The 15,179-nt window shown below is 68.6% G+C and carries 9 protein-coding genes; 5 read left to right on the forward strand and 4 right to left on the reverse strand.

The features are described from left to right. Positions 1 to 254 precede the first annotated feature (254 nt). A complete protein-coding gene (gene ftsY / locus WMF19_RS17195; protein WP_437900100.1) occupies positions 255 to 1,619 on the reverse strand; it encodes a signal recognition particle-docking protein FtsY in 1,365 nt (454 codons plus the stop codon). A 146-nt stretch (positions 1,620 to 1,765) separates the two neighbouring features. Beyond that, a complete protein-coding gene (locus WMF19_RS17200; protein WP_437900101.1) occupies positions 1,766 to 3,517 on the reverse strand; it encodes a carboxypeptidase regulatory-like domain-containing protein in 1,752 nt (583 codons plus the stop codon). Between the two features lie 495 nt (positions 3,518 to 4,012). On the opposite strand from WMF19_RS17200, the gene WMF19_RS17205 reads away from it, so the two are divergent. Continuing rightward, the gene (locus WMF19_RS17205; protein WP_437900102.1) at positions 4,013 to 4,816 is read left to right on the forward strand and encodes a HEAT repeat domain-containing protein; all 804 of its coding nucleotides are present in this window, start codon (positions 4,013 to 4,015) and stop codon (positions 4,814 to 4,816) included. A gap of 76 nt (positions 4,817 to 4,892) precedes the next feature. Beyond that, positions 4,893 to 5,762 (forward strand): HAMP domain-containing protein, encoded by an 870-nt coding sequence (locus WMF19_RS17210; RefSeq protein WP_437329680.1) that lies wholly within the window; start codon positions 4,893 to 4,895, stop codon positions 5,760 to 5,762. An 85-nt stretch (positions 5,763 to 5,847) separates the two neighbouring features. On the opposite strand, the gene WMF19_RS17215 is transcribed toward WMF19_RS17210, so the two are convergent. Further along, positions 5,848 to 6,171, reverse strand: a complete 324-nt coding sequence (locus WMF19_RS17215) for a YraN family protein (protein ID WP_272098131.1) — start codon at positions 6,169 to 6,171, stop codon at positions 5,848 to 5,850. A 229-nt stretch (positions 6,172 to 6,400) separates the two neighbouring features. Continuing rightward, positions 6,401 to 7,252 carry a hypothetical protein gene (locus WMF19_RS17220; protein WP_437900103.1) on the reverse strand — a complete coding sequence of 284 codons (852 nt, stop codon included), beginning with the start codon at positions 7,250 to 7,252 and terminating at the stop codon, positions 6,401 to 6,403. Between the two features lie 654 nt (positions 7,253 to 7,906). Between WMF19_RS17220 and WMF19_RS17225 the strand changes: the two genes are divergently transcribed. The 3 genes from WMF19_RS17225 (at position 7,907) to WMF19_RS17235 (ending at position 15,043) form a co-directional block, all read left to right on the forward strand. Next, a complete protein-coding gene (locus WMF19_RS17225; protein WP_272098133.1) occupies positions 7,907 to 9,568 on the forward strand; it encodes a tetratricopeptide repeat protein in 1,662 nt (553 codons plus the stop codon). 91 nt (positions 9,569 to 9,659) lie between these two features. After that, positions 9,660 to 13,541 (forward strand): tetratricopeptide repeat protein, encoded by a 3,882-nt coding sequence (locus WMF19_RS17230; RefSeq protein ID WP_437900104.1) that lies wholly within the window; start codon positions 9,660 to 9,662, stop codon positions 13,539 to 13,541. 11 nt (positions 13,542 to 13,552) lie between these two features. Beyond that, positions 13,553 to 15,043 (forward strand): tetratricopeptide repeat protein, encoded by a 1,491-nt coding sequence (locus tag WMF19_RS17235; RefSeq protein ID WP_437900105.1) that lies wholly within the window; start codon positions 13,553 to 13,555, stop codon positions 15,041 to 15,043. Positions 15,044 to 15,179: the final 136 nt, after the last annotated feature.

Genomic DNA, 15,179 nt, shown 5'->3' on the forward strand with positions numbered 1-15,179 from the left:
GGCGGCGTCGCAGAGGGGGCGCGCCGGGTGGATTCGCGGCGAGCGGCAGACTCGCTGCACAATCACCGCGGGCTCGGATCGCCGGTGTGCTTGCGCCGAGGGCGCGACGATCGTGACGCCTGACGGGTTCAGCGGCAGAGGCGCGGCGTGCTGAGACATCGGAGCCATCGCCCGTTGGTTGGACCGGTGTCGAGCCGCGCGATTGGGTGGTGAGGAGAGATCGAGCGCCGCCGGCGCTCACGCCGCGGGGCGCGTCAGGCGGCCGCGTCTTCGGAGCCGCTGGCGCGGCCAAGCATCGCCTCGACGAACTCGTCGGGCTCGAACTCGCGGAGGTCTTCCGCGCGCTCGCCGATGCCGACGTACCGGACGGGCAGCCCATGCTCGGCGCAGATGCCGAGGATGACGCCGCCCTTGGCGGTGCCGTCGAGCTTCGTCAGCACGATGCCGGTGATGGGCAGCGCCTCCTTGAAGAGCGCGGCCTGCTGCATGGCGTTCTGGCCGTTCGTGGCGTCGAGCACGAGCAGCGTCTCGTGAGGCGCCCCCTCGAGCGCCTTGTTCATGGTGCGCGCGACCCGGGACAGCTCCTCCATGAGGTTCGTCTTCGTGTGCAGCCTGCCGGCGGTGTCGGCGAGCACCACGTCGGCGCCGGTGTCCTTCGCCTTCTGGATCGCGTCGAAGATCACCGCGCCGGGGTTCGCGCCGTCCTTGCCGCGCACGACCTCGCAGCCGACGCGCTTGCCCCAGACGTTGAGCTGCTGCACCGCCGCCGCCCGGAACGTGTCGCCCGCGGCGAGCACCACCGTCCGGCCTTCGGCCTTGAGCTGCGTCGCGAGCTTGCCGATCGTGGTCGTCTTTCCCACGCCGTTCACGCCGACCACCATCACCACGGTGGGCTGCGCCTTCAGCGGCAGCCCGCCGCCGGCGCCGACGCGCAGGATCCGCTTCGCGTGCTCGCGCAGCGCGTCCCAGACCTTGTCGGTGTCGGCGAGCTCGTTCCTGCTGAGCGCCGACCGGATCTCGTCGAGGAGGAGCTCTGTCGTCTTCACGCCGACGTCCGAGGTGAGCAGCACCTCTTCGATCTGCTCGACGACGTTGGGATCGATCTCCTTCTTGCCGGCGAACAGCGCCTTGAGCCGGCCGAAGAAGCCCTCGCTCTCCCGCACCTTCGTGAGGCCTTTGCGGAGCCCCTCGATGTCTCGCTTGCGCGCGGCCGGAGGCGCGGTCTCCCGCGCCGGCCTGGCGGCCGGCTTGGCGGCCGGCGCCTCGATCGCGGGCGCGACGGGCGCCTCCGCGACGGCGGGCTCCGGCGCCGCCGGCTCGATGGCGGCCGGCGGCGCGACGGGCGCCTCGACGGGGGCGGGCACCGCCGCGGGCGGCTCCTCCTGCGGCGCGGGCTCCTTCGCCTTCGCGGGAGGAGCTTCCTCCGCCGGAGGCTTCTTCGGGGCACGCGGCTTCTCGGTCGGCTTGTCCGCCGGCTTCTCGGAGGGCTGCTTCGCCTTCTCCTGGAGCTTCTTCGGTTCGGGGGGCGCTGCGATCTCCGGTGGCGGCGCCTTCTTCGTGACGAAGTAGACGATCGCCGCCACCACGACGAGGCCGACGATAATTAGGGCGATTTCCACGTTGGCGTTCTCCGGCGAGGGAGCCGACTATATGGGACGCACCCCATACGTCAACGTGCGGTCGCGCGGGGGCGCGATCCGGCCAGCGAAACGGCAGATCGACGCGGCGGCGGGGCCGGCGCTGCGCGGGCCCCCGTGCGCCTGGCTCACGGGGCGAGCGGCGAGGCGCCCGGCTTGGGCTCCGACGCCCCGAGGTCCTGCTCGATCCGCTCGTCGACGGGATCGGGGCCGAAGGCGGCGTGCTCGATCCGGCTCGCCCAGAGCTCGACCTCGCGCTGCTGAACCCTGCTCGCCGCGCGGCGCACGTGCCCGGGCGTCGGCTCGGGCGGCCCCTCGAAGGGAGCTCCCTGGCGCCGCGCCCAGCGGACGAGGCGGTCGAGGACGGCGCGGCGCCGCGTGACGAGCGCGATGCCCAGCTTGCTCGGCGACGGGAGCGCCTGCTCATGGCTGCTGTGCATCGGCGCGCGGACCACGAGCCTCGCGTCGCTCCTGTACGGCGCCTCGATCGAGAACTCGCCGACGTCGTCGGTCAGCGCGCGGGCGATGACGCCGCTGCCGTCGAAGGCGGGCACGACGATCACGAGCTCGGCGCGCGCGATGGGCGTGCCGTCGTGCGCGTCGGCGACGGCGCCACGCCAGCCGGTCGCGCCCTCGAGCGGTCCCATGACACGCACGCCGGCGCGGCCGGGCGGCGCGACGGGCCGCTCGTCGCCCGCGCGCGTCGCCGCGGCGCGCTTCGGCGCCCGCCGCCAGCCGCCGAGCACCCAGCCCGCGATGGCGAGGACGGCGGCGCCGAGCGCGATCTGTCGCCACGCCCCGGGGCCCGCTACGGGCACGTCGATCGCGAGCTCCGCGCCGGGGATCCACCATGGAGAGGCGGGCACGTAGCGGAGCGAGATCGGGACCGTACCCGCTCGCTCGGCGGTGAACGCGGCGATCACCCGCGCCTTGCCGCCGGTCACGGTCGCCGCTCCGACGGGCTCACCCGCGCGCAGCGCCTCGACGACGCCGCCCTCGACCGGGCCACGGGACGAGCGCACCTCGACGTCGATCGACACGCCGTCCTCCGCGCGCGCCGGCTCGACGGGATGCGACAGATCGAGCGTGACCTGCGCGTACCGGACGACGCCCTGGCTGACGCTCGCCTTCGCGAGCGTGGCGGTTCCATCGAAGCGCGCGCGCAGCACGCCCTGGCCGGCGCCGTCGAGGCGCTCGGTCGGGAGCTCGAAGCGCGCGCGGCCGTCGCCGCCGGTCGGCGCCTCGGCGAGCCGCGCGCCGCGCTCGTCCTCGAGCACGACCGGGAGCCGGTCGCGCTCGAACGGCGCGCCGCTCGCGAAGCCGCGCGCGCCGCTGCGATCGAGCCGGAGCGCCACGGCGACGTTGACCGTCGGGCGATCGAGATCGATCGCGTCCACCGGCGGATCGAACCGGAGGATCACCGGCGCGAGCGGGGCCGCGTGTGCCTCGATCGGGATCTTCGCCTCGGCCGCGTCGTAGAGCTTTCCTCCTGCGAACCGGATGCGCAGCGTCGCGTCCGCGAGCGGCGCGCGCCCGCGGAGGCAGAACCCGCCGCGCTCGTCTGTCGCGATCACGTAGCCGCCTTGCGAGGGGCGGGGCTCGCGGGCGCGCGCCGCGCCGTCGGCTGCGCACCCATCCACCGCCGGCAGGACCGCAGGCGCGCCGGCGCTCGTGAGCGCATCGATGGAGAGCGGCGCCTCCGCGATCGCGCTCCGCGCATCGTCGACGACGCTTCCGCGCACGACGAACCCGTCGGGCTCGGTCCATGCGACCGCCTCGATCTGCGCGCTTCCTCGCACATGGATGCGGAGCGGCGCACCTTGCGTCTGCGCGTGCGCCGCGGGCGCCGCCGCGAGCGCCGTGGCCGCGAGGAGCGCCAACGGCAGGCATCGTCTCAGTGCGCGCATCTCCCGAAGGCCTCCGGCGAGCTCCTCGTCATGGTCGCGCATTATCCGTCACGCGGACACGGCATGGGCAAGGGGAAGCCGATCCGAAGCCATGCCGAGCTCGCGCTCGCCCGCCGCCTGCGGCGCGAGCGAGCGAGCAAGCGGCGAGCGCGGACGTAAGCGGACGTGAGCGGACGTGCACGCGAGCTCGCGGCAGCGCGTCGGGTCGATGGCGGCAGCGGGTGGGTAGATAAGCGGATGATGAAGCCGTGTTCGCCGTGAGCCCAACATGTTTCACGCGTTGAAGCGCCGCGGGCAGGCCGCGTCAAACCGTCCAGTCTGGTCGCAGCGAGGAGCGAGCGAATGCAAGGCAAAAGTGCGAGCGTGTGCGCACCAAATTTCGGGTGTAGACCGGCTGATCCGATCGCCACGGCGGCGATGCGCTCGTGTATCGTCGGACGTGGAATGCGTCGGCCCTTTTCAGTGCTCGTGTTGCTGGTTGTGACGCTTGTACTCTCGCTGATACCCACGAGGCTCTACGCGGATCAGCGCACGAGCTACCTCGCCGACCAGCTCAGGACCAACGAGGACTATCGCGTCCGCACGCAGGCGGCGCTCGCGCTCGGCGCGTCGGGAGACGACGCCGCCACGAGGCCGCTCTGCGATGCTCTCACGGACAGCAACGCGTCCGTCAAGGTCGCGGCGGCCGCGGCGCTCGGCAAGCTCGGCAAGCCCGCGGGGCTCGCGTGCCTGGAGCGCGCCGAGGGGCGCGAGCAGACGCCGGCCGTCAAGTCGCAGATGCAGAAGTCGATCGCGGCGCTGTCCGCCGGCGGCGGTGGCAGCGGCGGCTCGGCTGCGCCGCCGCCTCCGGGCGCGGACACGAAGTACTACGTGGCCATCGAGATCACGAACAAGAGCGGCCGCCCAGAGTCCGAGATCGAGCCGCTCGTGCGCGCAGCGATCCAGTCGAAGATCCTCGCGAAGGCCGGCTACGCGGTCGCCCCCAAGGGCGAGACGGTGGCGCAAGGCAAGAAGATTCTGAACGGCAAGAAGCTGAAGGGCTTCTATCTCCTCGCCACGGTCGAGCCCGCCGTGTACCAGGGCGGCAACCTCACCCAGGTGGTCCGCGTCAGCATGTGGACCTATCCGTCCAAGTCGCTCCAGGGTGAGTTCGCGCCGAAGCTCACGCAGAGCGGCACCCCGAAGAAAGACGTCCAGAGCGAGAACATCCTGATGAAGATGTGCGTCGAGAACGCGGTCGAGACCTTCCACAAGGTCGTCGCCTCGTTGTGACGCACCTTCGTTGCTCGAATTTGGCTTCTCCAGTGCCTCACGACCCTTGTCATCTCCAGCCAGCTCCGAGGATCCCATGAGCGACGCTTCCAGCACGGCCCCGCAGACCTCCGCGCCGGAGGTCAGAGCGCGCTACCAGCGGAGCGCGCGGAACTACCTGATCGACCAGAACTTCCAGCTGAAGTACACGGGGTTCCTCGTGGGGATCAGCCTTGCGCTCTCCGTGGCGCTCGGGATCCTCCTCTGGAACGCGAGCTCGAAGATCATCGAGCAGAGCCGCAGCGCCGTGCAGCAGGGACAAGAGACCGTCCGTCAGGGGCAGGAGACGGTCAAGCGCGGCCAGGAGGTGCTCGTCCAGAGCCGTCGGGTCAGCGAGGTCGTCGCGATGAACATCGCGAAGGAGTACAAGGACGATCCCGAGCTCGCGAAGACGTTCGGCGAGGCGGCGCAGCGCGACGAGAACAAGCTCAAGGACGAGCAGTCGCGGCTCGAGCGCGACGCGGCCACGCTGCAGCAGCGGGCGGAGGCGCTCGAGCGGCAGGCCGCCGACGTCGCGAACAACCAGCAGATGTTGCTACGACTCATCGTGGCGCTCCTGTCGCTGCTCGTCCTCGGCGTCGGCATCGCGGGCATCGTCTTCACGCACAAGATCGCCGGGCCGATCTTCAAGATGAAGCGGCTGCTCCGTCAGGTCGGCGAGGGCAAGCTGGTCGTGCGCGAGAAGCTCCGGAAGGGCGACGAGCTCCAGCACTTCTTCGAGGCGTTCGAGAAGATGGTCGAGGACCTCAGGGCGCGCCAGCAGGGCAAGATCGCCAAGATGGATGCGGTCCTCGAGAAGCTCGAGGCAGGGGCGCGCGCCGAGAAGGGGACGCTCGAGATCGACCCCGAGGGCCTCTCCCAGCTGAAGCGCCTCCGCAGCGAGATGCAGGAGCAGCTCGACGCGTGATCGAGCCCGCGCGCGGTCGATCGACGCACGCGCTGTCCGAATCCCTCCCGAGATCAAGCCAAAAATAAGAAGAGTTCAGGCCGCGCTAAAAGGCGGCCTTGATGATCTCGACGGTCGCTTCGCCGCTCGGGAGGAACGTCACGGATGCGGCGTCGAAGCGCATCCGCTCCACGCCGCGCACGCGCGAGAACGTGGCGCGCCAGAGCCGCTCGCCCGCTCGCCGCACGCGGGCGCGCTTGCTCGCGTCGATGCTGTCGAGGGCGCGGACGTACGAGCCGGCGCCGCGTGTCCGCACCTCGATGATCACGATGACAGGGCCGTCGCGCGCGACCACGTCGATCTCCAGCCGCCCCACCCGCGCGTTGCGCGCGATGATCTCCACGCCCTGCGCGGCGAGGTGAGCGACCACCGCGTCCTCCGCGCGCGCGCCCAGCGCTCGCCGCGCGTCGGCAGCGGGCCCGATCGCCGGCCGGCTCTTCGCCGGAGCCGGCCGTGCGCTGCGCGTCACGGCGCGCCCGGGCGGCCGGCCGTCATGTGAGCCCGAATCGTCGCTGGGAGGGAGGGAGAGGGAGGTTCCGGCCAGATCGGCCGTCGTCGGCGGAGAGCTGCGCGAGCCGCGACGGCCGGTCACCCGACGCCTAGAAGCCTTCGCACTGGTCCGAGTTGGCGCGGCCCTGCACGTCGCCGCAGGCCCCCTCGTTCTCGAACTGCGTGTTCTGCTTGATGCAGTACTTGCCGGTGATGTTCGGGTCCCCGAGGCCGACGTTCGGGCGGATCTCCGAGCAGGTGAAGCCCTGCGGGCACTCGCAGAAGTTGAAGTTCGGGTCGTCCGGCTCGCCATCGGCCACGCCGCACCGGCACGAGCAGTACACCGCCTGCTGCGCGTTTCGGTTCGAGTTGGCGGCGCACTGGCCGCACACGGGCGACGCGACCTGGTCGTCGGTCCCCGGCACGCAGCAGGCTTTGCCCTCGTTCTCTGCCGCCGACTTGGTCGGGTCCTGGCAGCCGGTGAAGCCGTCGCGGCAGAGGTACAGCCTGCAGACGCCGTCATCGCACTTCCAGCCGTCGCCGGGGCAGTCGGTGTCGCCGCCGCAGCGACAGAAGGCGCCAGCGGCGTCGCAGTTGCCGCTGAGGCACTGGCTCTTGCCGCCGTCCGGCCTCGTCGGGTCGCAGTCGGGCGCGTACGTCCCCGACTCCTCGCAGGTGGTGCACCCGCCTTCCCCGGGTTTACACGTCGCAGGCGCCTCCTGGCCGAGCGGGCAGCTCACGCGCCCCTGGAAGTGGTTCACCAGGCAGATGCGCGTCTGGCACTGGAAGGATCGCGATTCGATGTTCTCTTCCGTCACCTTGAAGCCAGCGAACTGCGAATCGTACTCGTCTTCAGGCAGACACGGGTCGCCGACGCCGCCGCTCTCGCACGCGGAGGGCAGGCTCGCCATAGCGACGACGCTGAGCAGGCCGAGCAGGCCGGACAGAATGGAACGGGTCATCAGAACGTGCTCCTTCGGCGGCGGTGCGCGCCACCGCTTCGGCAGCGGCGCGCGGACGGGAGGCAAGAAAACGCTCAAGTCGAGGTGCTCAAAGGCACAACGTCAGCGGTTGGACCCTAGACGAAGCGCGCCTTGAGCGTCAACAGCCGGATGGGGCGCGCCCGTCCACGTCGCCGAGGTGGCGGGCGCCGCCGGTGCGAGGCGTTCGACCCTGCGCGCGCTCATCCCTTGGCGGCGGACGGCCTGGCTGCCGCCTGGGCGGCGGCGGTGAGGCGGCGGCGCGACGATCGCGTTTAAGGAAGCGATCGCGCCTCCGTTCGATAATTCCACCGTCGACTCCTACGCAGTGCGCAACCCCAAGGTCGACGCGGCGCCGGGTGTCTCAGGACGGGAATGCAAGAGGGGGCCCCTCGCCCGGCATCGCTTGACAAGCTGCGCGCCACAATCCTACCATCCCCCGCCACACGCAAGTATCCGTTGATTCTCATTGAACTTTTTGGTTCCTGACCGAGCTGCCTCGGGGGTCTACGGCGCGCGTTCTCCGTGTGTGGAGCCGCGAACGGGGCGAAGGGGCCACGATCTTTACGTCGCCGAAAGCGAGGAACGACGATGCGGAACCGGGTGGCGAGTATCTGCCTTGTAGCTTCTGCCCTGTTGCTATCCCCCGCCGTGGGGCATGCGCAGCCCGGCAAAGGTAAGCCCGTCGCGGCTGAAAAGGCGGACGCCAAGGGCGACAAGAAGCCCAGCAAAGAGGTCAGCGCCGACGAGGATGCGGGCCCCGTGACCGCGGGCCAGATGACGGAGGAGGCGGCGCAGGGCAAGCGGCTCTTCGACAGCGAGCGGTGGAGCGACGCTGCGCGGCAGCTGAAGCGCGTCGTCGACGGCGACACCGGCGATGACGAGGGCAACAAGCAGATCGCCCAGTACCACCTCGCGATCGCGCTCTACCGCCTGCAGTTCTACCAGGCGAGCTATGCGCTCTTCTCGCAGATCGCCGACAAGCCGAACCACCTCAAGTTCAACGAGACGCTGCTCTGGCTGTCCAAGCTCGCGACGCAGCTCCCGGAGCCGGCGGACATCATCGAGCGCGTCGGCAAGTACAAGACCGAGCAGATCGCGCGGTTCAACAACCCCCAGCAGCGCGACCTCTACTGGCAGCTCAACTACCTGCTCGGCCGCTACAAGTACCGGAACCGGAACTACGAGGAGGCCATCAGCCTCTTCGCGAAGGTCGACCCGAACAGCAAGTACTACGTCCAGGCGCAGTTCTTCAGCGGCATCTCGTACGTGCAGCTGCGCAAGTCGGTGCCGGCGGTCAAGTCGTTCCAGCGCATCGTCCAGGCGATCGACGAGGGCGTCGAGGGCCTCGAGGACGAGGCGCGCATGCGCGACCTCGCGTTCCTCTCGATGGCGCGCACCTACTACTCGGCGTCCGTCCGCCTCGACGACAACAACGTTCCGACGATCGACGCCGCGAAGCTCTCGGCGGCCGTCAAGTACTGGAACCGCGTCGACGTCGCGAGCGAGTACTGGCTGGACAGCCTCTTCGAGCAGTCCTGGGCGTACTTCATGGCCGGGCTGTACCCGCAGGCGCTCGGCAACATCCACACGATCGAGTCGCCCTACTTCCCGAACTCGTTCTATCCCGAGGCCGACATCCTGAAGGCCGTCGTCTCGTTCACGATCTGCCAGTACGGCGACGCGACCACGATCGTCGCGAAGATGAAGAAGAAGTACGAGCCGATCAAGAAGGACCTCGAGTCGATCCTGTCCCGGTACCAGGGGGAGGGGAACGAGGAGCGCTTCTTCCAGTTCCTGAAGGACGTGGGCGCCGGCAAGGGCGACATCCCGCCGAGGGTCCGGCCGATCGTCGAGAACGCGCTCTCCGACCGCCAGCTCCGCCGCAACATGGAGTACGTGCGCATCCTCGATGAGGAGGCGGATCGGTTCAAGAAGGCGCCCGCCAACTTCCGGAACTCCCCGGTCGGAAGCGACGTGACCGACGCGCTCGAGTTCGCGAGGAGCCTCGCGATCCGCAACGCCGGCACGCTCGGCCGGGAGCGCTACCAGCGCAACCTCGACGAGCTCAACGAGCACCTCCGCGACTCGTCGAAGATCCTCATCGACATCACCGCGGCCGAAAGGAACAAGCTGGATCAGCAGGTCGTCAGCGGCCAGCTGTCGAAGGAGGACGCGCTCACCTACGGCGTCGTCAAGCCCGACGACGAGCACGTGCTCTGGCCGTTCGACGGCGAGTACTGGCGCGACGAGCTCGGCTTCTACCGGCAGGTCGTGACGTCGAAGTGCAGCAAGTGAGCGATTTCATCATGGTTGGCCCCGCGGCCCTAGGTCGCGGGGCAGGCAGCGCTTCCTCACGGGGGTCCGTGGCGGAGGGACGGAGATGGAGATGAAGCAGTCGAAGTTCGGTGTACTGCATGCGCTCCGCGCGGCGGCGGGTACGTTGGCCGTAGCGGCGTGCGCGGTCACGACGAGCCCCGCGTCGGCGGCCGACGCGTGCATCACGCAGCCGGCGAAGGATGCGATCGCCGCCTGTCCGGGCGGCAAGCTCCAGGTGTCGGCGGGCAAGAAGCCGCAGGTCAGCTTCAAGTCAGCCCCGCAGGGGATCCAGCTGAAGAAGCGCGAGGACTTGACGAAGCCGACCAATCCGACGGCTTCACAGGCCTCGGCGCAGCGCGACGAGCGGCGCAATCGCCTCGCCCCGAAGGTGAGGAGCCTGCTGGTCACGGAGATCCAGGGGCTCGAGGGCCTGTACTCCTCGACGCCGAAGAACGCGCCGGACCGGCCGAAGCTGATGCGGCGCCTCGCAGAGGGCTACGTCGAGCTCGAGTCGGCGGCGTTCCGCGACAAGACCGAGGGGCAGATCAAGGCGGACGAGGCCAAGCGGAAGAACCCGAAGGCGGTCGCCGGGATCAAGGCCGAGATCGGCAAGGCCGACAAGATCCTCAGCCTCGCGCGCAAGCAGGCGATCAAGTACTACACGGACCTGAAGACGCAGTATCCCAAGTACTGCCAGAGCACCAACGCGGCCGACCCCGCGAAGAGCACGGGCTGCACGGACGAGGTCCTCTACTACCTCGCCTACGAGTACGAGCAGGCCCAGCAGCTCGAGGACGCTCGCAAGGTCTACTTCGAGCTGATCAAGAACTGGCCGAACTCGAAGTACATCCCGAACGCGTACCTCGCCTTCGGCGAGCTCTTCTTCAACGAGGCGCAGGGCGACCCGTCCAAGTGGGACCTGGCTGAGCAGTCGTACGTCAAGGTCACCCAGTACCCGCCGCCCGAGAACAAGGTCTGGGGCTACGCCCACTACAAGCTCGGGTACGTCTACTGGAACAAGGGCGATTTCGCCCGCGCCATCAGCGAGTTCAAGAAGACGATCGAGTACGGGCAGCAGTTCCAGCAGATGCCGAACGCGGCGCAGCTCGCGGTCTCGGCGCGGCGCGACATCATCCCCGTCTACGCGCTCGCGGGTGACCCGCGCAAGTCGCACGACTTCCTCCGGCCGCTCAGCGGCGACGCGAGCGGCAGCTCCGAGAAGACGTTCAAGATGATGGACGACCTCGGGCAGAACTACCTCGACACCGGTCATTACAAGGAGGGCATCGAGCTCTACACCGACCTGATGACCCGCGATCGGGGCCCGAGGTACTGCGTCTATCAGGGGCACATCGCGGAGGCGACGCTCGCCATGAAGTCTGGCAACAAGGACCAGATCATGGGCGAGCTCGGGCGCCAGCTCGACGTCCACAACAAGTTCCTGGGCGAGGGGCACCCGGCGGACGCCAAGCTGAAGTGCTCGAACATCACCGCCGGTCTGCTGACCGAGACGGCGATGGCCTGGCACCTCGAGGCGGTGGGTTCGGGCGGCGTGCGCGGCACCGGCGACAAGAAGACGATGCAGCTCGCCGCGCAGCTCTACGACAAGGTCGTCAACAACTTCAAGCAGGAGCAGTTCGCCAAGTTCGAGTTCCCCCGCATCCTGAAGGAGGACTGGCCGAACATCTTCAAGATCAAGTACGCGATGGCCGACCTTCTGTACTTCCAGAAGGACTGGGCCAAGTGCGGTCCCGCGTTCGACTCGGTCGTGGCCGAGGACCCGAACGGCCCGCAGGCGGCTGAGGCCGCGTACGCCTCGGTGCTCTGCTACCAGAACATCTACACCGAGACCCACAAGGACGGCTCCGACAAGAAGGGGTCCGGCAACCTCCCCGACGGGGGGACGGGCAAGAAGGGCGACAAGAAGGCGGAGAAGGCGAAGTTCCTGCCCAAGGACTTCAGCGACAGCCAGAAGGGCATGATCACCGCCTTCAACCGGTACGTCTGCTACATCAAGCCCGCGGCGAACGACAAGGAAGCGCAGGAGCAGTACGTCGAGGTGAAGTACGCGCGCGGCCGCACGTACTTCGAGGCGCAGCACTGGGAGGAGGCCGCGCTCGCGTTCCGCGACGTGGCGCTGAACCACGCCGACAAGGAAGTCGGCATCTACGCGTCTCAGCTCTACCTCGAGTCGCTCAACGTCCTCGGCGCGAACATGGACCCGCCGCGTCCGTCTTGTTACGACGACATGGCCGCGGACGTGCCCAAGTTCGTCGACCTCTACTGCAAGGGCGGCAAGGAGAAGGAGAACGCCGAGCAGTGCGGCATCCTGATCCGCATCCAGCGCGACATCGAGCGCCTGCGCGCCCAGAAGCTCGTCGAGGCGGCTGATGCGGCCGGCGGCGTCGAGGCCCTCAAGAACTACGAGAAGGCCGCCGTCGCCTACATGGACATGTGGAAGAAGTACGGCGAGGCCGCCTGCGAGGCGAAGCAGCCCGCGTGCGAGAAGAGCGAGGAGATCCTCTACAACGCGGCCAAGGCGTTCCAGGCCGCCCGCCTCATCGCCAAGTCCATCTCGGCCCGCAAGATCCTGCTCGATCCGCGGTACAACCTCCAGAACACCGAGCTGGCGAAGACGTCGATCTACGAGATCGGCGGCAACTACCAGGCGATCGCGGTCTATGACGAGGCGGCGAACTGGTACGAGCGCTACGCCCGCGAGAACCCGAAGGGGGACAAGGCCGCCGAGGCGCTCCAGGACGCGGTCGTGCTGCGGCTCGGCCTCGGTCAGGAGGACCAGGCGATCAAGGACGCCGACCTCTTCAACAAGAACTACGGCAAGGCGAAGCCGGCGCAGACCGCGCAGATCGCGTTCGCGATCGGCGCGCACTACATCGATCGCGAGGACTGGGATCAGGCGCGCCGGCGGCTGTCGACGGCGATGCCGCAGATCGATCGCAACGCGACGTTCGACGTCCAGGTGCAGGCGCACGCGATGTACGCGCGCGTCCTCCTGCAGACGAAGAGCGTGACCCCGGCGAATGGCGAGTACAACAAGGTCCGCGGCTACTGGAAGGACCCGGCGGCCGCGCTCAAGAAGCTCGACGCGATCGGCGGCGAGGAGCCGGAGAAGCTGCGTCGGCTCGGCAAGGTGCTGACCGCGGTCGGCGAGGCCTACTTCCACTTCGCCGAGCAGAAGCGGAAGGACGTCGATAAGATCAAGTTCCCCGAGTACAAGGGCTCCGGGAACCGCGAGGACGTCCTCAAGCACATCAACACCAAGGTCGCCGACTGGGTGAAGAAGAAGCGCCCGGCGATCGAGGCGGCCGACGCCGAGTACCAGAAGATCCTCAAGCTGGAGCCGACGCCTCCGCCGAAGTGGGTCATCGCAGCCGGCGCGCGCGTCGGTCAGATGTGGGGCAAGTTCGTCGCCGAGTTCCGGGCCGCGCCCATCCCGAAGGAATGGAAGGGGCACGGCATGGTCCCGGGCACCGACGTCTCGTACGACGAGATCCGGGGCGAGTACTACTCGCGCCTCGACGAGGCGAGCGAGCCGCAGAAGCAGATGGCGAAGGGCGCGTTCAAGACCTGCCTCGACCTGTCCGTGAAGTACCAGTACTTCGACGACTACTCGCGTACCTGCGAGGTGTGGCTGTCGAAGAACTACGGCGCCGAGTACCACCTCATCGACGAATTCCGCGGCTCGCCGTCGCGGGTCAACTCCGGCATGAGCGAACGCCCTGCGCCGCTGAACCTCGACGGGACCCCCTTCCGAGAGGCGCTGACAGCCGCTGACAAGCCGGCTGCGAGCAAGGAGAAGGAAGAGGGCGAGGACAAGAAGGCGGGCGACGACAAGAAGGCGAGCGACGACAAGAAGGCCGCGCCGGCTGCGTCCGGTGCGTCCAAGGAAGGCTCGGCGCTCGATCGGGCCACGACCCGACCCAGGAAGTGATGGAGCGAAACATGAGAAGCATCACCTCATTGGCAGCGGTTGCGGTGCTCCTTCTGGCCGCGACGGGTTGTGGCGGCGGGAGCACCGGCGGTACGGCTCACGGGGCGAAGGATCCGACGACGGGCAAGACGATCACGGACAGCAAGGGTCAGGCCGTGTCGGTCGAGGCGGCCAACAAGTTCAAGACCGCCATGGACACCATGGTCCAGCACGACAAGGCTGGGGACTGGTCCGAGGCGACTTGCAGCTCGACGGCCCAGCTGTTCCTGGACGCGGCGGACGAGCAAGGGGGCACGACGTTCGCCGAGGCCATCTACAACGCGGGGCTCGCGTACCAGCGTTGCAAGAAGGACTCGGAGGCGAAGAAGCACTTCACGCAAGCGCTTCAGAAGAACCCGAAGTTCCACCCCGCGCGGGTCCAGGTGGCGCTCTACAACCTGGCGGAGTCGGGCGACAGGAACATCGACGCGGCGATCAGCGAGATGCGCCAGGCCGCCGTCGTCGATGCTCAGTACAAGAACGTCGAGGCGCTCGTGCACCTCGCGCTCCTGTACATGAAGCGTGGCAACCAGGTCGCCGACAACGATGGCCCAAACGACTTCCAGCGCGCGAAGCGGTACATCCAGAGCGCGCTGGCCGTCGACGACGCCTTCATGCCCGCGTTCAACCAGCTCGCTATCTACTACCTGGAGACGGCGAAGCAGAAGGCGGGCAGGAAGTCGGGCAAGGCGGTCGCGACCAACGTCAGCAAGCAGAAGAAGGTCGACACGCAGGCGCTGGAACTCGCGGCGCTGGTCTGCTCCCAGGCCATCCGCAAGAACCCCAACTACGCGCCGATCCACAACACCGCGGGGATGATCCAGGTGGAGCTCGCGAACCTGAACGGCGCCGTGCAGGAGTTCAACATCGCGAGGAAGCTCGACCCGACCTTCTACGAGGCGCAGATGAACTACGCGGCGGTGAACCTCCAGTTCCGGGGGTTCCAGCAGGCGGACGAGGCGTACCGCGCGGCCCTGAAGATGCGTCCGAACGACTACGACGCTCATCTGGGCCTCGCGCTCGCTCTGCGCGGTCAGATCGATGACGCGAACTTCGACAGCATGGTGGCGGCCGCCAGCGCGGAGCTCGATGCCGCCAAGAAGGTCGCCCCCGAGCGCGCCGAGACCTATTACAACGAGGCGATCCTGACCCAGGAGTACAAGGCGAAGTCGGGCGGCAAGGGGGCCGAGGGCGCCCTCATGTCGGCGAAGGGGCTGTTCGGTCAGTTCATCCAGAAGGCGGGCGCTAGCACCGAGTTCGCCGACGCGGTGAAGCGGTCGAAGGAGCGCATGAGCGAGATCGACCAGATCATCGCCTTCAACAAGCAGACCGAGGCCGAGCGGAAGGCGGCCGAGGCTGACATGAAGACGAAGGAAGCCGAGCAGGAGGCAGCTGCCGGGAGCGAGGGCGAAGGGGGCGAAGGGGGCGAAGCGACGACCCCGGCCCCGGCTCCTGCCCAGTAGCGGAGCCTCGTCCTGGGCGCTGTCCGGGTCGCAAGGAGGGTGAGCGAGGGATACGGTAGTATTCCGGGCGAGCTCGACGGGCGGGTCGGACCGCGTGGCGGTGCGACAGACAACGGCACCTGAAGCCCCCTTCTCT

It is taken from the genome of Sorangium sp. So ce124 (assembly GCF_051525235.1).
Lineage (GTDB): Bacteria > Myxococcota_A > Polyangia > Polyangiales > Polyangiaceae > Sorangium > Sorangium atrum.